Source organism: Glutamicibacter sp. St.4D3, from assembly GCF_059728615.1.
The window spans coordinates 1337195-1362054 of the sequence record NZ_AP039380.1; the positions used below are offsets into that span (position 1 = coordinate 1337195).

Annotated in this window: 20 protein-coding genes; 14 read left to right on the forward strand and 6 right to left on the reverse strand. The window is 61.7% G+C overall.

Annotated elements, in window-relative coordinates; all coding sequences use genetic code 11:
- Nucleotides 1-103: 103 nt before the first annotated feature.
- The gene (gene ilvC / locus AC6I21_RS06125) at nt 104-1129 is read left to right on the forward strand and encodes a ketol-acid reductoisomerase (protein ID WP_138926048.1); all 1026 of its coding nucleotides are present in this window, start codon (nt 104-106) and stop codon (nt 1127-1129) included.
- Between the two features lie 96 nt (nt 1130-1225).
- Here ilvC and AC6I21_RS06130 read toward each other — a convergent pair whose 3' ends face one another.
- A complete protein-coding gene (locus AC6I21_RS06130; RefSeq protein ID WP_497763403.1) occupies nt 1226-1795 on the reverse strand; it encodes a LysR substrate-binding domain-containing protein in 570 nt (189 codons plus the stop codon).
- A 3-nt stretch (nt 1796-1798) separates the two neighbouring features.
- Nucleotides 1799-2122 (reverse strand): LysR family transcriptional regulator, encoded by a 324-nt coding sequence (locus tag AC6I21_RS06135; protein WP_497763219.1) that lies wholly within the window; start codon nt 2120-2122, stop codon nt 1799-1801.
- Nucleotides 2123-2192: 70 nt separating this feature from the next.
- Here AC6I21_RS06135 and AC6I21_RS06140 point away from each other — a divergent pair, with 70 nt between their 5' ends.
- Nucleotides 2193-3101 carry a YeiH family protein gene (locus AC6I21_RS06140; protein WP_497763220.1) on the forward strand — a complete coding sequence of 303 codons (909 nt, stop codon included), beginning with the start codon at nt 2193-2195 and terminating at the stop codon, nt 3099-3101.
- 30 nt (nt 3102-3131) lie between these two features.
- Here AC6I21_RS06140 and AC6I21_RS06145 read toward each other — a convergent pair.
- A protein-coding gene (locus tag AC6I21_RS06145) for an IS3 family transposase (RefSeq protein ID WP_497763221.1) occupies nt 3132-4342 on the reverse strand; the annotation gives its coding sequence in 2 pieces (ribosomal slippage) (nt 3132-4090 and nt 4090-4342; 1212 coding nt in all).
- A 39-nt stretch (nt 4343-4381) separates the two neighbouring features.
- Here AC6I21_RS06145 and AC6I21_RS06150 point away from each other — a divergent pair.
- Nucleotides 4382-4528, forward strand: a complete 147-nt coding sequence (locus AC6I21_RS06150) for a hypothetical protein (RefSeq protein ID WP_497763222.1) — start codon at nt 4382-4384, stop codon at nt 4526-4528.
- Nucleotides 4529-4652: 124 nt separating this feature from the next.
- Nucleotides 4653-5360, forward strand: a complete 708-nt coding sequence (locus tag AC6I21_RS06155) for a DsbA family protein (RefSeq protein ID WP_497763223.1) — start codon at nt 4653-4655, stop codon at nt 5358-5360.
- Between the two features lie 119 nt (nt 5361-5479).
- Here the strand turns inward: AC6I21_RS06155 and AC6I21_RS06160 are convergent, their stop codons facing one another.
- Together AC6I21_RS06160 and AC6I21_RS06165 are read right to left on the reverse strand one after the other, a co-directional pair.
- On the reverse strand, nt 5480-6088 hold the full coding sequence (locus AC6I21_RS06160) for a sunset domain-containing protein (protein ID WP_497763224.1): 609 nt from the start codon (nt 6086-6088) through the stop codon (nt 5480-5482).
- Between the two features lie 112 nt (nt 6089-6200).
- Entirely contained in the window at nt 6201-7340 is a 1140-nt protein-coding gene (locus AC6I21_RS06165; RefSeq protein ID WP_497763225.1) for an acyltransferase family protein, read from the reverse strand.
- Nucleotides 7341-7608: 268 nt separating this feature from the next.
- Here AC6I21_RS06165 and AC6I21_RS06170 point away from each other — a divergent pair, with 268 nt between their 5' ends.
- The 3 genes from AC6I21_RS06170 (at nt 7609) to AC6I21_RS06180 (ending at nt 14719) form a co-directional block, all read left to right on the forward strand.
- A complete protein-coding gene (locus AC6I21_RS06170; RefSeq protein ID WP_497763226.1) occupies nt 7609-10113 on the forward strand; it encodes a helix-turn-helix transcriptional regulator in 2505 nt (834 codons plus the stop codon).
- A gap of 2 nt (nt 10114-10115) precedes the next feature.
- Nucleotides 10116-12662, forward strand: a complete 2547-nt coding sequence (locus AC6I21_RS06175; protein ID WP_497763227.1) for a helix-turn-helix transcriptional regulator — start codon at nt 10116-10118, stop codon at nt 12660-12662.
- Between the two features lie 374 nt (nt 12663-13036).
- Nucleotides 13037-14719 carry a sugar transferase gene (locus AC6I21_RS06180; RefSeq protein ID WP_497763228.1) on the forward strand — a complete coding sequence of 561 codons (1683 nt, stop codon included), beginning with the start codon at nt 13037-13039 and terminating at the stop codon, nt 14717-14719.
- 712 nt (nt 14720-15431) lie between these two features.
- Here AC6I21_RS06180 and AC6I21_RS06185 read toward each other — a convergent pair.
- Complete coding sequence (locus AC6I21_RS06185; RefSeq protein WP_497763229.1) at nt 15432-16490, reverse strand: sulfotransferase; 1059 nt, start codon at nt 16488-16490, stop codon at nt 15432-15434.
- Between the two features lie 224 nt (nt 16491-16714).
- On the opposite strand from AC6I21_RS06185, the gene AC6I21_RS06190 reads away from it, so the two are divergent.
- The 7 genes from AC6I21_RS06190 to AC6I21_RS06220 all read left to right on the forward strand — a co-directional run bounded on the left by AC6I21_RS06190 (nt 16715) and on the right by AC6I21_RS06220 (nt 24853).
- Entirely contained in the window at nt 16715-18280 is a 1566-nt protein-coding gene (locus AC6I21_RS06190) for a P-loop NTPase family protein (RefSeq protein ID WP_497763230.1), read from the forward strand.
- Nucleotides 18267-19799, forward strand: a complete 1533-nt coding sequence (locus AC6I21_RS06195) for an oligosaccharide flippase family protein (protein ID WP_497763231.1) — start codon at nt 18267-18269, stop codon at nt 19797-19799. Before AC6I21_RS06190 ends, AC6I21_RS06195 begins: the two co-directional genes overlap by 14 nt.
- A gap of 203 nt (nt 19800-20002) precedes the next feature.
- The gene (locus AC6I21_RS06200) at nt 20003-21592 is read left to right on the forward strand and encodes a CBM96 family carbohydrate-binding protein (protein WP_497763232.1); all 1590 of its coding nucleotides are present in this window, start codon (nt 20003-20005) and stop codon (nt 21590-21592) included.
- 234 nt (nt 21593-21826) lie between these two features.
- The gene (locus AC6I21_RS06205) at nt 21827-22477 is read left to right on the forward strand and encodes a hypothetical protein (protein WP_421015330.1); all 651 of its coding nucleotides are present in this window, start codon (nt 21827-21829) and stop codon (nt 22475-22477) included.
- A 109-nt stretch (nt 22478-22586) separates the two neighbouring features.
- Nucleotides 22587-23036, forward strand: a complete 450-nt coding sequence (pssD, locus tag AC6I21_RS06210; RefSeq protein WP_138178249.1) for a PssD/Cps14F family polysaccharide biosynthesis glycosyltransferase — start codon at nt 22587-22589, stop codon at nt 23034-23036.
- Complete coding sequence (locus AC6I21_RS06215) at nt 23033-23608, forward strand: glycosyltransferase (protein ID WP_497763233.1); 576 nt, start codon at nt 23033-23035, stop codon at nt 23606-23608. Before pssD ends, AC6I21_RS06215 begins: the two co-directional genes overlap by 4 nt.
- A gap of 201 nt (nt 23609-23809) precedes the next feature.
- The gene (locus AC6I21_RS06220; RefSeq protein ID WP_497763234.1) at nt 23810-24853 is read left to right on the forward strand and encodes an acyltransferase family protein; all 1044 of its coding nucleotides are present in this window, start codon (nt 23810-23812) and stop codon (nt 24851-24853) included.
- Nucleotides 24854-24860: the final 7 nt, after the last annotated feature.

Genomic DNA, 24860 nt, shown 5'->3' on the forward strand with positions numbered 1-24860 from the left:
ACAGAACAACAACATTGAACACCCCCACGGCGGGGCAGCCGCAGGCCGGCCGAACACCGTGGAACCAAGCTTCTGAAACGAAGAACACCTAAGGAGAAATACAGTGGCTGATTTGTACTACGAGGACGACGCGGATCTGTCGATCATCCAGGGCCGCAAGGTAGCGATCATCGGTTACGGTTCGCAGGGCCACGCCCACGCACTGAACCTGCGTGACTCCGGCGTTGAGGTCATGGTCGGCCTGTCCGAGGGCTCCAAGTCCCGTGCCAAGGCCGAGGCCGAGGGCCTGAAGGTCGCCACCGTTGCCGAGGCCGCCGCCTGGGGTGACGTCATCATGATCCTGACCCCGGACCAGGTCCAGGCCAAGGTCTACAGCGAGTCCATCGAGAAGAACCTGAACGAGGGCGACGCCCTGTTCTTCGGCCACGGCTTCAACATCCGCTTTGGCTTCATCCAGCCGCCGGCCAACGTGGACGTGGCCCTGGTGGCCCCGAAGGCTCCGGGGCACACCGTGCGCCGCGAATTCGAGGCCGGACGCGGCATCCCGGATCTGATCGCCGTGGAGCAGGACCACACCGGCAAGGCCAAGGACCTGGCCCTGTCCTACGCAGCAGGCATCGGCGGCACCCGCGCCGGCGTCATTGAGACCACCTTCACCGAGGAAACCGAAACCGACCTGTTCGGTGAGCAGGCCGTGCTGTGCGGCGGCACCTCCCAGCTGGTCCAGTACGGCTTCGAGGTGCTGACCGAGGCCGGCTACAAGCCGGAGATCGCCTACTTCGAGGTGCTGCACGAGCTGAAGCTGATCGTGGACCTGATGTGGGAAGGCGGCATCGCCAAGCAGCGCTGGAGCATCTCGGACACCGCCGAGTACGGCGACTACGTCTCCGGCCCGCGCGTGATCACCCCGGAGGTGAAGGAAAACATGAAGGCAGTGCTGGCCGACATCCAGGACGGCTCCTTCGCCAAGCGCTTCATGGATGACCAGGCCAACGGTGCCAAGGAATTCAAGGAACTGCGCAAGAAGGGCGAGGACCACCCGATCGAGTCCACCGGCCGCGAACTGCGCCAGCTCTTCAGCTGGGTCGCCGCCGATGACGACTACACCGAGGGTTCGGTAGCCCGCTAAGCGCGGCACCGCCGCCTAGGCAGCAGCGCCTGTGGCGCAGTGAGGGGAGCTCATCCCCAAGACTGCGCCGCAGGCGCTTTGTCGTGTTCGGGGTTTTCAGGACTGCGCGCGGGCAATGTCCACCAGCTGCGCGGCCAGGCCGTTCAACCGGCGCGGCCCACTCCATACGGCGCTCAGCGGCCGGGCCACCCCCTGGCCCTGGAACGGGACGCTGAGCAGCTCCCCGCTGGCCAACTGGGCGTGTACCGCCAACTCGCTAAGCGCCGCGGGTCCGGCCCCCGAGGCCGCGGCCACCCGCACGGCCGAATTGCTGGAGAGCACCTGGGCCGGCTCCGCCAGCGGCCAACCGGCCAAGAGTTCGGTCAGGGCCTCGCGGGTCCCGGAACCGGATTCACGCAGCACCAGCGGTGTCGCGGCCAGCTCCGCCAGGCTCACCGGCGTGCTGCGCTCGGCCCACGGGTGGTGGGGGCCGACCACGATCCGCAAGGCGTCCTGCTGCACGAGCAGTGTGTTCAGTTGCTGGGGCAGGTGCGGTGTCTCCACGAAACCTAACTGCAGCGCACCTTGCTGGACCTGTTGCAGGATTTCCTCCGAGTTGCCCACCCTCACGTCCACGCGCACCCGCGGAACGAGCGTGCGCAAACGTGAGAGCCAGGCGGGCAGCAGGGTTTAGGCGATGGTCATGCTCGCTCCCACCTGCAGTTCCTCCACCTGGCGCCCAACGCCGCTCTGCTCCCAGGCGCTGAAGCGTTGGGCGGCATCCAGCAGGATGCGGGCCTGTTCGGCCAGCTGGACCCCGACTTCGGTGGGCGCCGAACCGCGTGGGGTGCGGTGCAACAGGGACGTCTTGAGCCTGGCTTCCAACAGGGCCACGGCCCGGCTGGCATTGGGCTGGGCCATTCCCACCTTCCGGGCCCCGGCGCCGAGGCTGCCGGAATCCACCACGGCCACGAAGAGTTCCAGGACATCCAAATCGGGCCAAGAATTACTCATATCAGGAGTATATGTCCTGATGTCAAAGTGCCGTCTACTGCGTTCGGCCCCGTGTTGAAACCATGGAAACATGGCAATTCAAACAGATCAGGTCAAACAGCCTGCGACCCACAAGGCCACAGGAATCATTCGCCCATACCTGCCGGGACTGCTGCTGTGCGCGGTCGCCGTAGTCATCTCCATGGGCATCAACAAGCTGCTGCCGGGCGTCAGTGCGCTGATCGTGGCGATCGTGTTGGGCATTACGCTCACCAACGTCATCCGGCTTCCCGAAAGCACCATGCCCGGCATCACTTTCGCCTCCAAGAAGCTGCTGCGCCTGGGCATTGTCTTCCTGGGATTGCAGCTGGTGCTCTCGGACATCATCTCGCTGGGGGCACCGATGCTGCTGGTGATCGTATGCATCGTCGGCGGCGGGATCTTCTCCACCCTTCTGATTGGCCGGCTGATGAAGATGCGCGCCGCCCAGGTGCTGCTGATCGCCTGCGGCTTCTCCATCTGCGGAGCCGCGGCGGTGCCCGGAGTGGAAGGGGTCACCGACTCGGATGAGGAAGATGTGGTCACCGCGGTGGCCCTGGTGGTCGTCTTCGGTACCCTGATGATCCCGGCGGTACCCTTCCTGGGCCAGCTGCTGGGCATGAGCCCGGAACTGAACGGCATGTGGGCCGGAGCCTCGATTCACGAAATCGCCCAGGTGGTCTCCGCCGGCGGCATCATCGGCGGGGGAGCGCTGGCCGCCGCGGTCATCGCCAAGCTGGCCCGCATCCTGATGCTCGCCCCCGTGGTGGCGGTCCTCAGCGTACGCCAGCGGCGCCGCGGCAACCTGAACCCGGAAGCCAAGCGCCCACCGATCGTGCCACTGTTCATCATCGGCTTCCTGGCCATGATCCTCATCCGCTCCTTCTGCAACCTTCCGCAGGGAGTCATCGACGCCGGTTCCATGATCCAAACCGCGCTGCTGAGCTGGTCAACTTTATGAGACACAATCTTTGATTTTTTCTAAATATCCTCAAGCCGCGAAAGCCTGAGAAATCCTTTGCTCATACGAGTCCAGAACAGCCTGAGGGCTCAACCCTCCATTGGCCGTATGCGGCCGTTTTCTGTTGTACCAAACCTCGATGTATTCCATCACCGCGGTCCGGGCCGCCATGCGGCTGGTAAACGCCCGGTGGTGGAACATTTCGTTCTTGATCGTTGAAAAGGTCGACTCGGCGACGGCATTATCCCAACACACCCCGGTGCGGCCCATGGACTGCCGCACCCCTTGCGCAGCGCACCACGTCTGGAACGCGTCCGAGGTGTACTGCGTGCCTCGATCCGAGTGGAACACGCTCCCCGGGCGGAGGAAGTCGCGCGAGGCGGCAAGCTGCATCGCGTCAATGACCAGCTGCGTCTGCATGTTCTCGCCCATCGACCAGCCCACGATCTGTCGTGAGTACACATCGATCACCGTCGCCAGATACAGCCAGCCTTCACCGGTGCGCAGGTACGTAATATCGCCAACCAGTTTCGCCCCAGGCCGCGAGGAGCGAAAGTCCCGCCGGCCGAGCTTGTCGACCATATGGTTTTTGATATGCGCCGTCCGCGCCTGGGGATCACGCGCGGTCGTGGTCTTGAAAGCGCTCATCCGCTTGGCGCGGATTCCCAGCTCATTCATGATCGACAGGACCGTGGATTTCGGGATCTCTTCCTCATGGTTGTTACGGATCAAATCCACTAATTGGCCAGCGCCGGCGACCTTGTTGGAGGCCTCGTACTCGTCCTGGACCAGTTTCGTCCGGTGTGCTCGCAGGGCTCTGGCTTCGCTCAGCTCCTCGCGAGGGTTCAGCCACCGGTAGTAGGTGGCCCTGGAAACCTGCAGTTTCTGGCACATCCAGTTCACCGGGTATTGGCCTGTGTGGGCTTTGATGAAGTTGAAGATTGCGCTTATTTCTTGCTGTTCGAGGCGAAATAGGCGCTGACATCTTTGAAAAAGTCGTTTTCCCGTTTCACCTCCAGCAGTTCCTGACGCAGCTTCTCGTACTGGGCCCATTCCACCGGGCCTCGTTCTTCGGATTCCGCTTCGGGATGCTCGGCGCGGTAGGCACGGACCCAGTTGCCCAGGGTTCCTTCGTTGATGCCCAGCGATGCTGCGACTTCGATCAGGCTTTTTTGGGATGAGATCACCAGTTCAACCGCTTCCGCACGGAATTCCGGGGTGAACTTCTGACATGCACTCATTCTCCTACAAACGCGTGTCTCACAACATCATGACAGCTCATGCTCTCGGCGGCCATGTTCGGCCTGGGCTGCGGGGTGAAGATCCGCAATCTGATGAACGTGGGCGTTCGTCCCTTTATCCTGGCCGCCATCTCCACCCTCATCGTGGCCGGCATCGCCTACACCGGAATCATCCTGGTTCACTAACCACGGAATCAAACAATCATTCCCACGAAAGCGGAGCACATTCGTTGCTGCGCTTGAAGTGCATCCGACCCGCGCCGAGTCGCACCTCCATCACCTCCACATCAGACCCTGCACCGGAAAGAACATGAACCGAGATCCCCGTACCCCACTGATTGCCATGGCCCTGCTCAGCACCCTCCTGCTCGGAGCCTGCTCCAGTGGAGCCGCCCCGGCCAACCACACGACGCCCAGCCCTGAAGCCAGCGCCGAAAGCAGCGAAGCCGTGCGCACACCGGCGGCTCCCTCGGCTGAGGTCGCCCGGCTGCTCGCACCGCAGGATGCCCGCACCATCAGCGCGCCGAAAGCAGCATCCGGCACGCTGGTGCTCTTCACCGATTACCAGTGCCCGTTTTGTGCTGGGATGGATTCTGTGGTGCGCCGAGCCAAGGACGACTACGGAGATGAGCTGCGCATCATCATCCGCAACTTCCCGCTGCCCATCCATGAGAACGCACCAGCGGCGGCCCGCGCGGTGGAAGCGGCCGCGGAACAAGGCGCACTGGAGAAGATGTCGGAAACCGTCTTTGAGCATCAAGATCAATGGAGCCAGAGCACTTCGGTGGACGAACAGTTCCTGGCCTATGCAAGGGACTTGGGCCTGGACACCGAGAAGTTCCTGCGCGACTACGAATCCGAAGCGATAGCGGAACGGGTGGAGCGCGATTCCCAGGACGGCATGGAGTTGGGCCTACAGGGAACTCCCACCCTGATTTTGCAAGACACCGTGCTGGCCGTTGATGTATCCAACTACGAGACACTCTCTGCACCGCTTGATGACTTCCTGAACCGCTAGCATCCGCGATGGCTCGGCATGCACCACCGCAGACGAGGCAGGGGCTGCCATTCACCAGCACATCTGGTGAATGGCAGCCCCTGCCAGCTGCATCATGACGCCCCGGTTAGGGCGACCGCTTATACCTTGGAGGCGCGGTAGCCGGCCTTCCGGGCATCAGCAGCGGTCTTGAAGCACTCTTCTGGCTTGGTGCTCTTGTAGAAACGCTGACCCGGAACGTGGTACTTCCATTCCTTGTTGCTGCCGGTGCGATTGCCCTTGACTGGGAACCCTGCCGGGCAGTTGATGGTCTTGCCGTTCATCTTCACCACGGTCTTCTTCACGGCGGCCTTCTTCACCACCAGCTGCTGCTTCTTGCTCACCGTGGAAGTCTTGCCCTTGTACTGGTACTTCATGGCGGTGGTGACCTCGTAGGTGCCCGCTGCCAGTGCGACCGACTTCTTGTTCTTGGCGATCGTCTTCTTGCCCTTTTTGACAGTCAAGACTGCCGACTTGATCTTGACGTTCTTCGCCTTCTTGTAACTTGGCTTCACGGTGGCTTTGGCATTGCCCTTGACCGTCTTGGTGCCGATCTTGTTGATCGTCACTGCCGGGGTCCTCTTGGCGGCGGCGACCGAGACCGTAGTGTGCGCCGTTGTTGGCTGCAGGGCGGTAGCTGCGGTGGTGCCCGAAAGCATCAGTGCCAGGGCTGCCCCGGCGGCTGTGACCCCACGGATGATTTTGTTCATTCTTGTACCCTGAAAAGTAGTGATGACAGCGAATTCCCCGATCCGCCTGAGGAGTAGTTTATCCTCAATCTGAGACAAATATCCGCCCCAACAAGCTCAAATTCTCCTCAGGCTAGGTTCGCATCCGACGGCGGCGGCCCTTAACCGCAATAGTTGCGGTTTTGGCTGCCGGTACGGGCGCAGGATCGGGGTTGTGTCTGAATCGATTGGCATGACGCAAAATGGGGGATTCGAAGAATCGAAAGCTCACGTAGGCGGCCAGCGTGACCAATAGCGCGGCGCCGATGAAGATGTCGATCCCCACTTCGTGCCCGAGCACCCGTCGCACCACATTGGCCGCCAACATGTGCATCAAATACATGCCATAACTAATGGCTCCGATAAAGGTGAGCAGACGCAGCTGTAATAGGGGATGCAGAACCGTTTCTTCCCTGATGCACAATGTAACGACCAGCAGGACCATCAGGGTGTGAATCAGGAGACCGGGTGCGTCGGCCGCGATCACTGCAAGGAGAAGGATGGCCAGGGGCAACGCTGTCCATCGTCCGCCGAGCAGACGGTAGGTGATACGAAACGCAGCCGGTTGATGCACGATGATTGCCGCAGCCGAAGCCATCATGATCGCCGGGGACAGGTTAATCAAAATCGTCAGCAACAGATTCTGCTCACCGACGAAGGAAGCTGCGATCTGCAGGAGCGTCAGCGCAATCGCCGCGTAGATCCCTGCAGTGACGCGCAGGAACAGTGTAATGAGCAGGATCAGCAAGGGCGGCCACAGTAAGTAGAACTGTTCCTCGGTAGCCAGCGACCAGGCAAAGTAGAAAGTGACTCCTTCCTCGCCTTTGGTCAGGTCCACGAACCAGTTAGAGGTATAGGTAAGAAACGCCGGCAGGTTGTCCCAGAAGGCCTGTCCCTTGGTTGTGCCGCTTAGGGTGAGGGCAACGAGCAGACAATACATCGCCAGTACCGAGTAATAGAGTGGAAAAATTCGCAGTGAGCGGCGAATGTAGAAATTCTTGAGCGAGATTTGCCCCGTGCGGCTTCTTTCCCGTATCAACAGGGAGGTAATGAGGAAACCACTGATGGCAAAAAACAGGTCTACACCGCGGAACCCCTGATCCAGTTGTGGAATGTAGTTCATTCCCGAAACGTGGTGCCAGATGACCGCCACGACGCTAAAGGCACGCAGACCATCTAGGGCTCCGAAACGCTTCTTCCGGATGAAATCCTCGTAGAAATTCTCCTGCTGCATAACGTACCCCAAGATCGATGCTGAGCAGATGTCCCTATTATGGCATCAAGGTCAAGCCCTCAGCCCGACGTTGATGTTCGCTTTACTAGGCCTTAATAAGCAGACTTATTGGATCCGCGCTGACGGGATGCGCCGGGGAAGCGACACGTCACGCAGTGTCGTAACCCTCGTTTTCGCATTTGCTAACGAGTAACATGTCCTCCAAGACCTACCGGGCCCTTTTGGGGAGGGCCTGGATTTTATCCAGATCTTTGGGGGGATAGGGTAAATGGGTGTCATTGTCGCATCTTCGCAGTGGTTAAATCACTGGGATGGCATTCCGACACAGTGCTGGCACGCCACCGGTGAGCGAAGCGTGGAACGAAAACGCGTTCTTATGTTGCTTGCCGGATTGGGCGAAGAGACGGACCGCGGGGGCTATGTCCTGCGCGGTGCTATTGGAACCGGTAAGCGCGAGCTGCTAAGGACTGCCTTCAATCAACGCAGCAGCGGCACCGGACCGTTGTGGGTGTCCGGGAGCCGCTATGGAAGTGAAATTCCCTACGGGGCAATCCACTTCCTTCTTACACGCCTGGAGCACGAGCAGCTGCAGTCGCCTCTGGCCGTTTACGGACACCTTCGACAGCACTTTACTGGCTTGGGAACACGGCCGGTCATCGTCCTTGAGCATGTTGACCTCATCGACACTCTTACCAGCGCCGTGCTGGCGCAACTTGTCAGCACGGGTGTCATCAAGCTGGTGATCATCGATGACATCCTGACGGAACTGTCTCAGGACATTTCGGCCCTGATCCGTAACGGCGTGCTGGAGGTGTTGAACCTGGGCGCGCTGAGGCTGCGCGAGGCCCGGCTACAGGTCGCGGAATCTGCAGAGGGTGACGTCTCTTTCTTGACGGCTGCCCACCTCTGGATGCATACTTCCGGCTGCTCGGAGGCGCTGGATGCCGTGCTGCTTGACTGCCGACAGGCGAACAGTTTTGAGTTTGGTGCAGATGTCGTGGCACTTCGGAAGGGAGCGATTCCCCACCTGACCAACGTTGAGCAGCACATGGTGGCGCGACTGGGACGCTTGAACCGACGCGAACGACAGTTTCTGGATTTCGTCGCCCAGCGTGGGGCGGTACCGTTCGGGCATGACCTCTGGGTGCACGACGTAGATGTGGACCATCTAGTGGCCTCCGGGCTGCTTACTGAGCAGGAGGGCAGTTTTGCGATCGCCAGCCCTGCCATTGCGCGAAGTCTTTCCGGTTCGGTGCCGGGATATTCGCCGCTTCAGCCAGCAGGTTCCTCTGGCGCGGGGGCACGCCCGGATCACTTGGTGCAAACCCATACATCCGAATTGCACCAAGCATGGCGCGCGTCGAAGTCCGAAGCGCAGCGATCCAGTGCCGAGGCAAAATGGTCACGCGCCATCGACAGCGTCAAGAGCTTCCGCCAGGGCCACCAAGACAGGACGATGACGGAGGGCCAGCGGGAGCAGACAGACCTGAATGAGTCGACGCTGATGCTGCTGCGCCTGCTGTTGGCGGCCAGCCGCCTGGAGGAAGCAGCGGCGCTCATCGATGAACTACAGCCCGAGGCGTCACATGGAGTGTGGATCGCACTGGATCCGTGCCAGAAACACGAGGCACTCGCGCTGGTCGCCGAATACCATTCCAGGATCAATGACTTCGAGATCGCCAATGAGCTGATCGACAGCTTGTGGCGACACCTTGATGTCCAGCACGCAGGAAACGCCACCGGCTACAGGCTCGCCCCGTGCATGGCCGAAACCATCCGGGCAATGCTGAACTGCAGTCTGGCTTTGGGACGTTGGGAACAATCTCGCCACCTCATCGAGCTGATTCTTGACGGGGCACTACCGGACCTTGAGCTCATCGCCTATGCGGAAGCCATGCAGGCCATCATCTTTGCCCTGGCAGGAAACCTGACCCAGGCGCAAAAAGCGATAGTTCCGCTGCAACAGCAGCTGCGCGAAAGCGGGACCGAACTTGAACGACTGTATGTCGACGCGGTTTCCCAATACATCAGCGGGCGCAGCGGCCGCGAAACCCTGGGGGCCGGCGCTCAGTGGAAGACCATTAATATGGATCTCGGTGCAGCCAGCGCCTTCGACTGCCTCTGGCAGTGCCTGCATGCGGTTCAGGCCGTACAACCGGGGCAGGCATCCCATGGAATTGAAGCCGTCCAAGCCTGGGCCCGGCGGGCGGAAGCCCAAGGGGAAATACTGCTGGCCTCCCACCTGTTGGGGTTGCTGATTCGCAACGGTCAATTTGAGGTTGCCGACCGCCTGCTTGATCTTCAACACGGGCAACGGCACCAGCTGGCCGAGTCGTTCAGGCTGCTGGCGCAGGGGGCACAGAACCGTGACGCTCAGCTGCTGGCCGCTGCCGTCGGTGCATTGGCGGCCTTGGGGTTCGTCTCCTACGCGACCGATGACGGTGCCGAAATTTTCCGGCACATGAATGCCTCCCAACGCCGGCAGGCTGCCCGAAAAGCCCACAAGTTCATGCTCTCGCTGCAGGCCGAGCGCATCAGCCCCAAGGCGTTTGCGAACCTGGGCAGCCTGACCGTGCTCACCGAGCGGGAAAAGTTTGTGGCCTCCGCGGCGGCCAGCGGGCTGTCGAATCTGGAAATTGCCGAACAGGCCAGCGTCTCCGTGCGCACCGTGGAGGGCCATCTGTACCAGGTGTACTCGAAACTGGGAATCCGCAAACGCACCGATCTCCACGCACTGACCGAGCTGAAACACGACCTCAATGCTGCCGGGTAGCGATGAATAATCGCCAAGAACGGAATCGCAGGGAATATGCCCTGGTGGTGCGTGCGCTGAAATCGCCCGGGAATGCCGGAGTGCTGCTCAGCGGCGAGTTCGGCACTGGCAAATCCCAACTCGTGCGCCGGCTGGTCACCTCCAAGGAGCTGCACTTGCCGATGATCCGGCTGATCTGCAGTGCCGCGTTGACCGACTCCTCCTACGGGGCGCTGGCCCCTCTGTTGTCCGGTGCCCAACAGCCAATCAATGACGTATCGGCCATTCGTGCTGCCCTCGCGGCAGTGGAAGAACTGCTGCAGTTGGAGCACGGCGCAGAGCACGTCCTGATCACGATCGAGGAAGCCCAGAGCATCGATTCGGCCAGTGCCTTCGTTTTGGGGCAAATGGTCCGCTCGGGGAAGGTCAAGCTCCTGGTGGTAAGCAACGAACAACACGAGGACCCGCTGTCGCTGGATGCACTGATGTCGGTGGCGCGGTTGACGCGCGTCGTTGTCGAACCACTGACACCGGATGAGATCGTAGACTTCTCTGGCACGGTGCTTGGTTATCCGGTCAGCCGTGGGTCGGCGAAAATCATCCACCAACTGACTTCGGGTTTCCAGAGCTTGGTCCAGGACTACCTGGAACTGGCGGTGCGCTTGGGCATCCTGCTTGAAGTCGAGCAACTCGGCGCATTGCGCGAATCCAGCCTGGCCATTGACCATGGCACCGCGGGACGCATTGCAGCCCTGGCTCACCGTCACCCGCCACAGGTGCAGCAGCTGTTTGAAATTCTGTGTATAACCGGCCCACTGTCCATCGAACAAGTTGATCGGCTCGGTCTGCGTGAGGCCCTGCAGCAGCATCCCACCGCCTTGATCGAGCTGCGCGACGGTTGGACGTATCTGAGTAGCGAATTCTTCGAGGAAGGCCTTCGCGCCAGTATGTCCGCCGGGCGCAGTGCCGGGGTGTACCGGGAAGTGCTCGCGCACCTGGGGGAGGATCTACCGGTAGGTCCCGACTTCGTGGGATTCCGGCTGATCTTCGGGGACACCGTGAGCCGTGAAGAGCTGCTCGCTGCCGCCCGACGGGCGCAACGCAGTCATCGCTACCAGCAGGCGTTGGAGCTATTGGAAAAGGTGGAGGAACCCGACCGCGAAGCGGAGGCCATTCGTCTGTTGGCCCATCTGGGGGCAGGGCAATTCCAGGCCGCCCGGACGTTGCTTTCCACCTCGGCGGGCAAGCTCGGTGACGAGGAAGGCTCACTGGCACAAGATGTCGGCTGTGCCCTGAATTGGCTGCACCCCGCCGTGACGGAGCCCGGCGGGGACCTGACCCAGCGCTTCTGGGGAACCTCGGCTTCCGACGGCGGCCATTCGGACGGGTACAGGGGTGGGGATTGTGCGTTAGTTGAAGGCATTGAACGCGTCAGGTCCCTGTATTGGCTTGGTCAGCCTTCCACTGCGCTCCACCTTTCCGAACAGAGCACGGTAGGCGGTACCGCGGTGCCATCCTGCCGTTACCGCCTGGCCCTGCTCGTGGTGGCAGTACGCTCGGCGGTGGCCACCGGAAGCTATGAACAGGCCAGCAGGTTGGTTGACGGATTCGTGATGGGCAGTTCTTATGAGCTGCTGATGGAACACGGAACGGTGCAGGCGCTTCGAGCACTGATCGATGCACGCCGCGGACAAGTCAGCAATGCGCAGCTGTACCTCCGTCAAGCCCGGGCGGAATTGGCGCTAAATGACCCAGAAGGATTATTGGCCCTATGTTCCTCGCTTGACCTACTCATAGAGCAGTCCTCGAATGGGGAAGCACTAAGCGAGGACGGGGCGCAGAGAAACGACAAGGCAGAACAATTCGGGCAGTGTAATGCCGGCCGGCCGGAACCGGGCGCGCTCGCCGCAAACGCCTGGTGGGCAGCGGATCAATTGGAATGTGATCTGCTGGCCGAGCTGCAGCGGACGAAGCCCTCTGCAGGAGTCATTGACAGAATTCTGCGCTCCGCCCAGCAGAACGGTGTATTTCTCTATGGAATCTTGACTTACCAGGTCTGGAACTTGTCGCGCAATGAACAATTGGCCTCAAGAGCTGCCGAGATATTGGGCGGGTTGGAAGTACCGGAGGAATGTGCCGCATTGCAACGACGACAACGCGCCGTCCAAGTGGTCCAGGACTCCGACGTGAAAGCAATGCAAGGCTTCGCGCAGGAACTGCATGACGAGGGCGACCGTGTTCTGGCCTTGGAAATGATCACCAGGGTCGTGGATTACTGGTCTGCTGAAGACAACCCCCGCAATCGCGGGTTCGCCATCCGTCAGATTCATGAATGGCTGCACCAGATGGGACAAAAACCTTGGGGACGCATGGCTCGGAGTTTGGAGGAAAGTGGGCTGACCGCGCGCGAGAATGAAATTGTCGAGTTGGTCCGGCAGGGGCTGAGTAACCGCGAAATCGCCCGCCTTTTGACCGTCTCACAGCGCACCGTGGAAGGGCACTTGTACCGCATCTTCGCCAAGCTGGGCATTACCCAGCGCTCCGACCTGAACTTCGGTGGGCGTCACTAGCGCCCGGAATTACCTGCACCCGCTTCAAAGCTCAGCGGTTGGCGCACTCGCGGGGTAGCTCACTGCACTCGTTCGCCTCTCAAGGGACCGCGCGCACTGCTGCTCAGCGGGTGCCGGGTCCGTGCCCGCAACCAGTTGCGTACCGGCATCTGTAAGTGGCCAAGTCGCCGGGTGTATTTAGCTTCCAGAGGTTGGCTCATCTCTTGCCGATGTCGATTCGCTGTGCCCGAAAACCCTGGGCTGAGTGTGGACTACTTGGACTATCTGCGTAGAGCGAGTGGCCAATGCCAAGAAATGGCAAACAAGCGCTTCAACTCGGGTGTGAGCTTACGCGTGAGTACTTCTTAGTTGGTTCATAGAATTTCCACTGTGCAGTGAGCCATGATCCCTCAGGGACGGTGCCGCTGCCTGAATTACAGATGAACACTTGGGGAAAATCTAGGCAAAATGGGGAGCCGAAGATTCTCGTGAAGCCCGTGCCTGAGCAACACGTTAAGCCTCGCACAGCACTTCTTCACGGTATCGGCATCGCCAACAAGGGGGACGGCGTGTCGCAAGCTTATGAATCCTTAGGGAATCGTGGCCTTGTCGGAAATTGGGGAAACGGTTTAACCGACCTTTCCGGTCACACACTTAAGGATCAGCAACTCCTGCCTGCCAGCGGCTTCTCGGCTAGCAGGTGGAGACAAAAATACACTCGCATTTTGCTGCTATCCGATATGGCCACCTTGGTGCTGCTCAGCGGCATCGTGGTGCACCTGTACTCGCAGGCCGCAGGACCAAACTACTGGTTCGCCGGTGCATCGGTGGGCGTCTGGGCGGTATACCTATGGCTTTCGCGCACCAGGGCCGCGCAGGTAATCGGCGTCGGCGTTCGGGAGTACAAAAGAGTTGTTGATTCCAGCGCACTAGCCGCGGGGACCATGGCGCTAGCCGTTTTGGTCTTTGACCTTGAGGGAGTGCGCGAACAACTCATTGTCACCTTCCCGGCGGGGATGGCGCTGCTCTTAGCCAGCCGCTGGCTGTGGCGGCGCTGGTTGCTGGCGAAATCGGAAGCCGGGTACGCGCTGTCCCAGGTCGTTGTGCTCGGCCAGGGTTCCGACGTGGACTACGTCGTCAGGCAGCTGCAGAAGAACGCAGGACCGGCCTACAAGATCTGCGGGTTGCTGATTGACGGGGCGGGGGAGGAGCATCGCTATGAGGATTCCGTGCCGACGTTCCAGGGCCTGGAAAACCTTGAAGAAGCGGTGCAGCTCGTCGGAGCGGACTCAGTCATCGTTGCCGGCTCGCTGCGCGGCGGGAGCGATGCGCTCAAGGACGTAAGCTGGCGCCTGGAAAAGACGCGCACCAATGTCATCGTCGTGTCTTCACTGACCAATGTCGCCGGTCCACGCATCAGCATGCGTCCGGTGGAGGGTTTGCCGCTCATGCATGTGGACGTACCCAGTTTTGCGGGCGGTCACCATGTGGTGAAGCGGGGGATCGACATTGTCCTTTCCGGCCTGGCCCTGGTGCTCTTGGCTCCGCTCTTCTTGCTCATCGGTCTTTTGGTGCGCAAGGACAGCTCGGGTCCCGCGTTCTTCAGCCAGGAGCGGGTGGGACGCAATGGCCGGACCTTCCGGATGTACAAGTTCCGCTCGATGGTGGTCAACGCCGAAGCTGAGCTGGAGAAACTCAAGGAACACAATGAGGGCAGCGGTCCGCTGTTCAAGCTGAAGCAGGATCCCCGGGTGACCAAGGTGGGCAGCTGGCTGCGCAAGTACTCGCTGGATGAGTTGCCGCAGATTTACAACGTGTTGCGGGGGGACATGTCCCTGGTTGGGCCCCGACCGCCGCTGCCCGCCGAAGTAGCCAGTTACGAGGGACATACCGGACGGCGGTTGTTCATCAAGCCCGGCCTAACCGGTCTATGGCAGGTCAATGGGCGCTCCGACCTGGACTGGGAGGAGAGCGTCAGACTGGATCTCTACTACGTGGAGAACTGGTCGTTGACCGGTGACCTGATGATCATGTGGCGCACCTTCAAGGTCATGGTGCAGCCGGAGGGCGCCTACTAAACACGGTTGACCGTGATTACGGCAAAGGCAGGGCAGCGGAGGCTGCCCTGCCTTTGCCGTGTTTTAAAGTAACCACAAATGACAGTAGTCGCAGGAACGGTGAGTTGTCATCGGGCCTCGCCTTGGCAATGACAACGCCGCGGAAGCCTTCGGAGCGCTGGACCCGGCGGGCCGGCGGCAAGCACCAGGGCGGCCACCGGTGATCTACGGGCAGCGGTAGAGCGTGCGTGTGGTAAGAGCGAGAGTGAACCACTTGTTGCAAAGGTCGGGATTAAGTATTGACTACGCGTGTGAGGGCGGTCACCGGTTTGTAGCTTGGATGTAGGCGGAGGGATGGATCTTCCTGCCTGAGCGATCGTGCATGACGTCATGGCCGGGCTCGGGTGGGAAGTTCAATAATCAGCAGCGTTCCCCAGACGCGATTCATTTCTGCGCCTCATGGACGGGACCGGCGACGAAGACTCCCGGCAATTCGGGAGCTCATCCCCCCAGCCGTCGTCGGTCCCTTTCCATCGTTGTGTTCTTCGGCGTATTCCGCCAATCCCGGGCGGGACAGGGGCACGCGGCTAAGGCCCACCGCAGGTGCACCGCGTTTCTTCGGGGCGGCCGCGGCAAGCGGGCCGGGAGGAGCGCGGATGCACCGGCAAGCCCAGGAGCAGGTCCGGGGGCTCCCGGACCTGTCGAAGGCCTGATGGTGTGCTAGATCAGATCCCTAGCGCTGGTTGAACCGGTAGAACAAGCGCAGGGGTGCGCTCAGCGTGGTGGCCAGGCGGCGGTCCAAGTCCTTCATCTGGGTGGTCCATGCATTGTCGAACTTCAACTTGATCTGCCCCACCTTGAAACGCATCGGATTCCCGGCCACGGTATGGTGCGCATCGAGCGTGATGTGCCCGTCGGCAAACTCCGGTACGCGGGCCTGGGTTGGCTCCAAGCCGGCGAAGCGGATGACCTCCTCGAGTGTGCGCGTCGGGTCAGTCATGAATTCCTCGTAGTGGACGGTCAGCACCGGAATGCGCAACAGTGTCAGGGCGTGAAACAGCAGGCTGTACGTCGTCCAGTTGAAAATTGAGGCCGGCACGGAATAGCGAGGCATGTCTTCGGCGCGACTGCCGGTTTCCGGCCTGGTGACCACCTTTGACCACGAGTAGGCAACGCCGCGTGGATCACGGACAACCAGCACACAGCGCAGGTCAATGGGCAGCGAGCGCAGGAAGTACGCGTAGGCCGGGTGTTTGCTGGAATCCACCAGTACCTTGCCGTCGGCCACGGTGTCGGCGGCACGGTACAGCTTGGACAGGTTTGACAGCAGTCGCTGCCGTGCTTGGCGCCGTTGCCCGAACCCACGCTGCAGGATCAGTTCTGGCAGGAACCGGTTGCGGATCACCGTCCGCCGGTCGGCTATGGCTTGATCGGTGTCAATCCGCCCCCAGCGGCCATAGGCCTGGACCCCGATCTGCTGCCAGACCGGGCATTCATGGAAAGCTAGGCCACAACCGCACAGTTCGTTGTCACGCAGGCCGCGTTCCCACAGGTGCAGCAGCTCACCCAGCCCCATGAAGTCTTCACATTGGGCCAGACACCGCTCCAGCAGGGTGGAACCGCTGCGCCCAAAGCCACCGAGCATGACAACGCGTGGTCGGCGTGGTGGCCCGTCGGCCGATTCACGCCGCGCGGGCTGTGGGTCCGGATCCAGCCCCGCGGCTGTTGCTGGCGCTTCCCCCGATGCGTCCTGCGCTGTTTTAACTTCTTTGATATCCCCCAAGGAATCCACGTGCCCTCCGTTGAGCGTTCTGCGTCATAGTCCCCAGACGACGCAAAAGGTGAATAGTTTCAGCTTTGAGTCTGCCATTGCGACGCAACATTTTGTAGAGGAACCGCCTAAATTGCGTCGAAGCGAGGAAATGTTGGCATGCCCCCTGCCCATGTTCGGTGTCTTATGCCACAATTACTCAAATGGGGAAGAATTATCTTGGGGACCCCAAGCTGGGGGAAATTATGTCTTTTGACAATTCACAGGGGAATGAGTTTTTTAAGCGTGCAGTCACCCGCCGTTGGCGGTGGATTGCCTGGTTCAGCATCGTGGGGGTGCTGCTGGCCGGAGTCACCTTCATGCTCTCGCCGCGGGAGTACACCTCGACCGCTAACGTGTTCTTGAATCCATTGGTCGGCAGTCCTTTCTCGCCGACCACGCCTACCTCGCGCACAGAGCAGCTGGCGGCCATGAATACCGAGGCCGGCGTGGTGCTCACCGACGAGGTGCTGGATCAGGCGCTGCAGAAGGCGGAGATTGCCGGGGCTTCGCGACAGTCCCTGCGTGAACAAACCGTGGCCTCGGTTCCATCGAACTCGCAGGTCATGAACATCAGGTTCACCAGTGCCGACCCGCAGGAGGCCCAACGCGGGGCCCAGGCCGTCACCGACGCGTTCATGAACTTCCGTTCGGAGCGGGCGCAGAGCGTCATCGATGCGCAGAGCAAACTGCTGCAAAGCCGTGAGGAGTCCCTCGCAGGGCTGCTGAAGAGCGCGAACCAGGCCTATGACGCGGCCAAGAAGGCCGGCAGCGACAGTGCCGGGGTCATCGAGCTCGAACAGCAGGTGCGGCTCTACGCCCAGGAACTGGCCAACGTGAAGGTGGACCGCACCACCACCGAAACCTCATCCATTGACCCGGGCACCGTGGTGGGCCCGGCGAACCTGCCGCAGGCGCCGGAGGGGATCAACCCGCTGCTGCTGGCAGCGGCGGTCCTGCTGGGGTTCGTGGCCCTGGGCTTCGTGGCCACGCTGATCGTGGAACACGGGGATAAGCGCGTGTGGGACGAAGGCGACTTGGAGCGCCGCCAGGCACCCTCGGTGCTGGCCGTGCTGGGAGATGCACGCCAGAAGAAGGACAATGCCGCTGAGGGTGTGATTGAAAAGTATCTGCGGGTCACCCCGGTGATCAGCGGGCACGTCAACACTCCTGGGACACTGGCGCTGATTGGCAACCAGTCCAGGGAGGAAGTGCACACCATCGCCGCGGGACTGGCGGCCGCGTTCGCCACGACCGGACGTCGGGTGTGCGTGATCAGCACGACCCGGTTGCCGGGGGACTCCGAGACGCAGCTGGGCTTCAGCGACGTGCTGGAAGACGGGGTGGCGCTGCGTGAGGCAATCCATGTGAAGAAGTTCGGTGAGGGGCGTCTGGCGGTCATGTCCGCTGGCACCCAGTCGGAGAAGCTGCCCGGCCTGGTGCAGGCCGATTCGCTGAAGAATCTGATCAACCTGCTGGGAGCGGGCCATGACCTGCTGATCTTCGTGGTTCACCAGGGGGCGTCGGCAGTGGCCAGTGCCATTAGCGGGGTCTGTGACCACAGCGTGCTCACGGTCTCCGGGGGCAAGGACACGGTCACCTCCGTGTTCTCCACCGCCAACTACCTGCAAATGCGCGGTGCCACGATTTCCGGGGCGCTGCTCTACTCCTCGGCCTGGGTGCAGGCCAGCGAGAAGGAGCTGGCCCAGGAGCTGCAGGGCGCGTTCGAACAGCTGCACCACGGCCTGGATCCGCGACGTGTCAGCTCATGATCCGAAGGCGTCGAAGCACACCGCGGTGGAGGGGGAGGACCGCGCCCTAAAGCGGATCGCCCGCAGTGGAGCGGCAAACGTGGGTGCGGCAGCGGTCGGCTCGGCATCGAATTTTCTGCTGATTGTGCTGATCACCCGCTTCTGGGCATCCGAGGATGCCGGCCTGCTCTTCGCGGCCACCTCTTTCTTCATCATTGCCGTGGCCCTGGCCCACCTCGGGGCGGACCAGGGCCTGGTGCGCTTCATTGCCTGGAACGTGGGACGCGGCGCCGGGCACAGCAACCGGGCCACCGTGCTGGCCGGCGTGCTGCCATCGTTGACCATGACCCTGGTGGTGGCCGTCCTCGGCTACGCGGCTGCGCCCTGGCTGGCCGGGCTGCTCGGCGCGCAGTCCGGTGCCGAAGGCGCCCTGATCATCCGGGTGCTGGTGGTGACCCTGCCGTTCGCTGTGCTCTATGAGCAGCTCCTGGCGGTCTGCCGCGGGTATGCGGTCATGAAACCGACCATCGTGTTGGAGCGGGCCCTGCGCCCAACCTTGCAGATGCTCCTGATTCTCGCGGCCGGTCTGGCCCAGAGCGGGGTGGTCGTCCTGACCCTGGCTTGGACACTGCCCTACGCGCTGTGCTTCCTGCTGGCTGGCGTGGCCGCCGTGCGCACGCTGCGCCGGCATCGGGATGACTGGCACGGTGCCGGGCCGATCGGGGAGGACCTGCGCTCGGAGTTCTGGCGCTTCACCGCGCCGCGCGGCCTGGCCCGGATGGCGCAGGTGATGATCCAGCGGGCGGATATCGTGATTGTCACGGTGATGCTCGGACCGGCTCCGGCTGCCATTTATACCGCCGCCACACGTTTCCTGGTGCTGGGCCAGGTAGCCACCAGTGCCCTGCAGCAGGTGAGCGAACCGCAACTGGCGCGATTGCTGGCCCGCAAACGCAAGGACACGGTATCCCTGGTAATCAGGCAAATGACCCTGTGGTCAGTGGCGCTGGTGTGGCCGGTCTACCTGGTCTTCGCGGTGCATGCTTCCGCCCTGATGGCCCTGGTGTTTGGACCCGGCTATGAGGCCGGTGGGATTGTGCTGCAGCTGTTGGCCACCGCCATGCTGGTGGCTACCGCGGTCGGTCCGCTGGATGTGCTGCTGCTGATGGCAGGCAGGAGCTCGTTGTCGCTGCTGAACATTTCGGTGGCCCTGGTCGTGGATCTGGCCTTGTGCGTGCTGCTGATCCCGCAGCTGGGGATCCTTGGGGCGGGAATCGCCTGGGCAGCGGCGATCATCGCCAAGAACCTGCTGTGCCTGTGGCAGGTGCGAAAGCACCTGGGGATCAGCGTTTTCAGCCGGGAACTGGTAATGTGGCTAATCTCACTATTGGGTCTCTTTGGACTACTGGGACTCCTTGGTAGCCTCCCGCCCGCGCAACCCTGGGTGGGGTTGGGCATTTCAGCTTTGACTGGCATTTTCTACCTCGGGTATCTGTGGTCCAAGCGAACCCTCTTGATGCCTAAAAAGGTGGTGGCGTAGGGGGCGAAATCAGCGGGAATCCGGGCTTTTAGCGGCATTTGGACTTTTTATTCAAGAACCTTCAGATTACAGTTTGGTAACGATCAAGCGGATCCCCGCTGTTGAATCTGCAGGCTGGGTGCAGAGTCACATCCCAACTCTTGGAGACTGAACATATGGCTGACGCCAAACTATTTTCATTCCCCCGCCGCAAGGGGGCCAACGTGGCAGCCTGCGCCGTAATGACCGGTGCACTGCTGGCCACGAGCCTTGCTGGCGCCGGTTCGCTAGCTGCACCCGCACAAGCCGCTCCGACCGACGGAGCGATTACCGCCGACACCTACAGCGTTTCCACCCGCGCTAATCACAGCAACGGCGATAGCTCGAAGATCGCCGTGGGCGAGAACACCGGCGCCAACCGCGAAGCCTTCCTGCGCTTCCATACCGAAACCAAGGTAACCAAGGACTCGCAGGTCGAGCTGAAGCTGCACATCAACGGCGGCACTCCTGGCCAGCTGCGGATTCTGCAGGGCCCTTCGGACTGGTCAGAAGACTCACTGACCGCCTCCAACGCACCGCAGGCCGGTGCTTTGCTCAAGACCGTTTCGGTCAGCGGCACGGACCAGACCCTGAGCATTGCGCTGACCGGTTTGGTCTCGGCCGACAACGGCCTGAACATCGTCCTGCAGCGCACCGATGGCGGCATCACCCGCATCGATTCGCGTGAGAAGAGTGACGGGCAGGCCCCGGCGGTTGCCATCAGCGGGGAAAACGCCCCGAGCACCGGAGGCCCGGAGGAAGTCGAAAAGCCGGGGGACAACCAGGGCAATGGCCACGACTCGGTGGAGAACTGCACCGTCTCCGAGATCCTGGTGCCCAGCTGCGGCATCTGGTTCGGGGCAGCGGCCAACCCGCTGAAGGGTGAATCGTGGGATCAGGCGCTGCTGAACTTTGAGAAGACCTCCGAGCGCAAGATGGACATCGCCCACTACTACAAGCGTGGCCAGTCCGCGATGTTCCCCAACACGACCGAACTGAAGCGTCAGGACGAGTCCGGGGCGAACCGGATCCTGTTCTACAACTGGAAGCCCACCGGCATGACCTGGAAGCAGGTTGCCGAGGGCAAGGCCGACAGCTACCTGAAGTCGCTGGCCCAGCACATGAAGAAAAACGCATCGAAGAAGTTCTTCCTCTCGCTGAACGCGGAAATGGAAGACGAGGTCAACGAGAACGCTGGCTCGGGGCAGACCGCCAAGGACTACGCGAACTTCTACCGCCATGTGGTGCAGGTGCTGCGCGCGAACGGGGCCGACAACATGGTCACCGTCATGAACTACACCGGCATCCAGAAGTGGGGCGAGAAGTCGTGGTTCGATCAGCTCTACCCGGGCAACGACGTGGTGGACTGGATTGCCCAGGACCCCTACGCCTTCGGCAAGCCGCCGGTGTGGCTGACCGACATGGAGGGGATGGTCAACCGCACCACCAACTCCAAGACCTGGCCCGGCTTCTACAACTGGGCAGCCTCCAAGTACCCGAGCAAGCCGCAGATGCTGGCCGAGTGGGGCGTGGACGAAGATGGTTCCTACCCGAAGTACAAGAGCGACTTCTGGAAGACCGCCAACGAGCAGCTCCAGGACCTGCCCAAGCTTAAGGCCCTGGTCTACTGGGACAGCATGGGGTATACCCCCAGTGGTTCCAAGCTCAGCGTGGGCATCACCCGCGTTGACTCCAAGCAGGACTCGTTGACCGCCTACCGCAACTTCCTGGACGAGGAGTTCATGAACGCGGCGCGCGAGTCCTACCTGGACTAAATTGCCACACCGCCATCAGGTTGCGGCCGCAAGGACCGCACGGTGGCGGACATTGAAGGAGTGCCTGGCATGGGGATGATCCTGTGCCGGGCACTCCTTTTTCCTTGCGCCTGCCTTCCTGCGCAACCTCACCGGTTTTCTGTCCGTAACACTGTTCAGTAGCCAGCACACGGGCTAAGCTCGAGGCACCGAGTATTTGGGGATCTCGGTTCATCAGTCTTTGGGGAGGCTCACTTGAAGAAGACCGTCTATGCGCTGGCGGCATTGGCCCTGGCAATCACGGCATCCGGTTGTACATCCGCCGCGGATGAGGAAGCTGCGCCATCCGCAGCTGAGGCCACGCAGAACGAGGGCACGTCAATAGACCCACTCGGTGGCACGCCTTCGGCGGCACCGACCGAAAAAGACGTGGACTTCCTTGAGGACCTCGGCGTGAACGACCGCGGCAATGTGACGGTGGAAGAGAACGAACAGGCGGTCTTCAAGGATCCCAAGGGGGATGCCGAGTTCGCCGAATTCACGGCCACCAACGTCACCACGAATTTCAAATGCACCGCCAAGGACGCCCAGCCGAGCATCAACGGCCAATACGTGGCGCTGGACTTTGACGTCAATGCCAACGAGGACCTGGCCGAGTCCGGGTTCCCGTACTTCTACCTGAGTGTGCACGAGTTCCGTGCCTGGGATGCCAAGGGTGAACCAATTCCGGATCCGGTGGGCAACGCCGAATCGTGCATTACCGACAAGGAGCGGGTGCCCTCACCCATTGACCCGGGCGACAGTGAGAAGGGCCTGGTCGTCCTGGACGTGCCCAAGGGGGCCGGCACCGCAAGCTTCACGCTCGGTGGGTTCCAAGGCTCATACGGCTGGGAATGGAGCTGGTGAGCGTCCGGGGCAGCACTTGAGGAGTAAAGCCACAGCAAGTTGAACGGGCAATGCCGGTGTGTCCGTGAGTAAACACGTCAACCGGGATGACCTTTTGGGGGAGGACATCATGAAGGTACTTTTTGTTACATCGCCGGGGGGACACCTGGCCCAGCTGCTGCCGCTGCGGGAGTGGTGGGAACAACACCAACGCAGCTGGGTGACGTTCCGGCGTCCGGAAGTGGAGCAGGCGCTGGAGGGGGAAAACGTCACGTGGTGCTATTGGCCCACCACCCGCAACATTCCCAACGCCATCCGCAACTTCTTCCTGGCCATTCGCACGCTGCGCCGGGAGCGGCCCGATGTGGTCATGTCGGTGGGGGCCGGGGCCAGCGTTCCCTTTTTCCTGATTGCCTACGTCATGGGCATCAAGACCGTGTACCTGGAATGCTTTGACCGCATCACCATGCCGACGCTGAGCGGACGCATCTGCTACCCGCTGACCGACCTGTTCTGCGTGCAGTGGGATGAACAGAAGAAATACTATCCGGAGGCCGTGAACATTGGGGCCGTGCTGTGAGCGGGGCAGAGCAGCATTACGATTTGGTGGTCTCCGTCGGCACCGACCACCACCTCTTTGATCGGCTGATTGACTGGGTGGATGACTGGATGGACCGGCAGGCAAAGGCACCAAACCTGTTTGTGCAGCACGGTGCGAGCCGGCGACCGCGGCATGGAACGGGCGTGGAGCGCCTGCCCCGCGGGGAACTGTTGAAAATTTACGAACGCGCCCAGGTGGTGGTGGTGCAGGGCGGGCCCGGCTCGATCCTGGACGTGCGCGAAATCGGGGTGATTCCCCTGGCCGTGCCACGGGTTCCTGAACTGAAGGAAGTCGTGGACGGGCACCAGATCGAATTCACCCGGGTCATGGCCGAACACGGTGACGCCATTTACGTGGACCAGCGCCAGGAGCTGCACCGCCAACTGGACAAGGCGTTTGCCAACCCGCTGGCCTTGCGCACCGAGCCACGGCGGGCTGATCCGGGGGCTGCGGGGCAACGTCTTGCCGCGCAGCTGGGGCAGCCTTTGTTCGGTTCGCGGCGTTCGGTGGGAAGGATGCTGCGCCGCGTCGGTCAGCTGGTGCGGCGCTAAGACATTGGTGAAGGCAATTCCATTCCGCGTTGGCGCCGGCCATCGGGTGGAGAGGTAAAGACTACTGGGAGCAGCACCGTTCTGAAAGGTGTGCGCGGATGCAGAAGAACATATACGAGTAACAAGCCGCCAAACGGACCGGCCGGCAGCCAGGCGGGCAACATAGCTTTCCGCGGCCGGTCCTTTGGCATGGGGGAGTACATGGTCACCACGACGAACTCACGCGTTGGGCAACGCAAGAATCAGAACATCGAGACCCTGCGGGGCATTGCGATCATCGCCTTGGTCGCCTTCCACGTCATCGGGGTCAGCGGCTCCGCCGGATTAAATGTTCCGCCCGACAGCGTGTGGCGCTGGTTTGCCGATTCCCTGGGCTTCATCCGCATGCCGTTGTTTACGTTCCTTTCCGGGGTCGTCTACGCCGCCTACGCACCCATGCGCAGCGGGATGGGCAGGTTCGTGCGTTCCAAGGCCCGTCGCCTGTTGCTTCCCATGGTTTGCGTCGGGGCGATCTTCCTGACCGTGCAGTCATTGGCCCCGGGCACGAACCGCGACCTGCTCGGTGAAGAGCCCTGGTTCATGTGGCTGATCCTGCCCGTGGCGCACTTTTGGTTCCTGCCGGCCCTCTTCTGGATCTTTGTGCTGTTCGCGTTGCTCGATGTCCGCCAGCTGATGGACTCGGCCCGTAACCTGTGGACCCTGCTGGGCCTCACGGTAGCCGCCTCGGTGCTGATCGGGCCGCTCTTTGACCGGAACTGGCTGGGATTTGAGGGCAGCCTCTACCTGCTGCCGTTCTTCACCTTTGGCGTCATCTGCGCCCGCCTGGGCTGGCAACGGCAGGCGCTGAAGTGGCGGTTGCTATCCGTGGCCGCCCTGGCGGTGGCCTTCACCTGGATCCAACTGGGCCTGCTGGGAGTGGTTCCGGCCGTCGCCGAACGTCACGAGCTGGGCGGGATTCTGGCCAGTTTCGCAGCCCTTCTGGCGGTCTTTGGCTTTCCCTTCCAGCTGCGGGCGCTGGCCTGGCTCGGCCAGTTCGCCTACCCGATCTTCCTCTTCCACGTATTCGGTTCGGCCGGGGCCCGGATCGTGCTGCTGCGCCTGGGCGTTGAGGCCACCTGGATTCACTTCCTGGCCGGCGTCCTGCTGGCCCTGGCCTTGGGAATCGTGGCGGACAAGATGTTCTGCCGGTTCAACGCCACCAACGTGGTGCTGTTGGGGAACAAGCCCCGTCCACGCCATCGGTAGCCCGCCT

Bases quoted from the DNA above. Each gene is read 5' to 3' on its own strand.
- AC6I21_RS06135 (WP_497763219.1), bottom strand. From the start codon at position 2,122: ATGAGTAATTCTTGGCCCGATTTGGATGTCCTGGAACTCTTCGTGGCC.
- AC6I21_RS06140 (WP_497763220.1), top strand. From the start codon at position 2,193: ATGGCAATTCAAACAGATCAGGTCAAACAGCCTGCGACCCACAAGGCC.
- AC6I21_RS06150 (WP_497763222.1), top strand. From the start codon at position 4,382: ATGCTCTCGGCGGCCATGTTCGGCCTGGGCTGCGGGGTGAAGATCCGC.
- AC6I21_RS06155 (WP_497763223.1), top strand. From the start codon at position 4,653: ATGAACCGAGATCCCCGTACCCCACTGATTGCCATGGCCCTGCTCAGC.
- AC6I21_RS06160 (WP_497763224.1), bottom strand. From the start codon at position 6,088: ATGAACAAAATCATCCGTGGGGTCACAGCCGCCGGGGCAGCCCTGGCA.
- AC6I21_RS06165 (WP_497763225.1), bottom strand. From the start codon at position 7,340: ATGCAGCAGGAGAATTTCTACGAGGATTTCATCCGGAAGAAGCGTTTC.
- AC6I21_RS06170 (WP_497763226.1), top strand. From the start codon at position 7,609: ATGGGTGTCATTGTCGCATCTTCGCAGTGGTTAAATCACTGGGATGGC.
- AC6I21_RS06175 (WP_497763227.1), top strand. From the start codon at position 10,116: ATGAATAATCGCCAAGAACGGAATCGCAGGGAATATGCCCTGGTGGTG.
- AC6I21_RS06190 (WP_497763230.1), top strand. From the start codon at position 16,715: ATGTCTTTTGACAATTCACAGGGGAATGAGTTTTTTAAGCGTGCAGTC.
- pssD (WP_138178249.1), top strand. From the start codon at position 22,587: ATGAAGGTACTTTTTGTTACATCGCCGGGGGGACACCTGGCCCAGCTG.
- AC6I21_RS06220 (WP_497763234.1), top strand. From the start codon at position 23,810: ATGGTCACCACGACGAACTCACGCGTTGGGCAACGCAAGAATCAGAAC.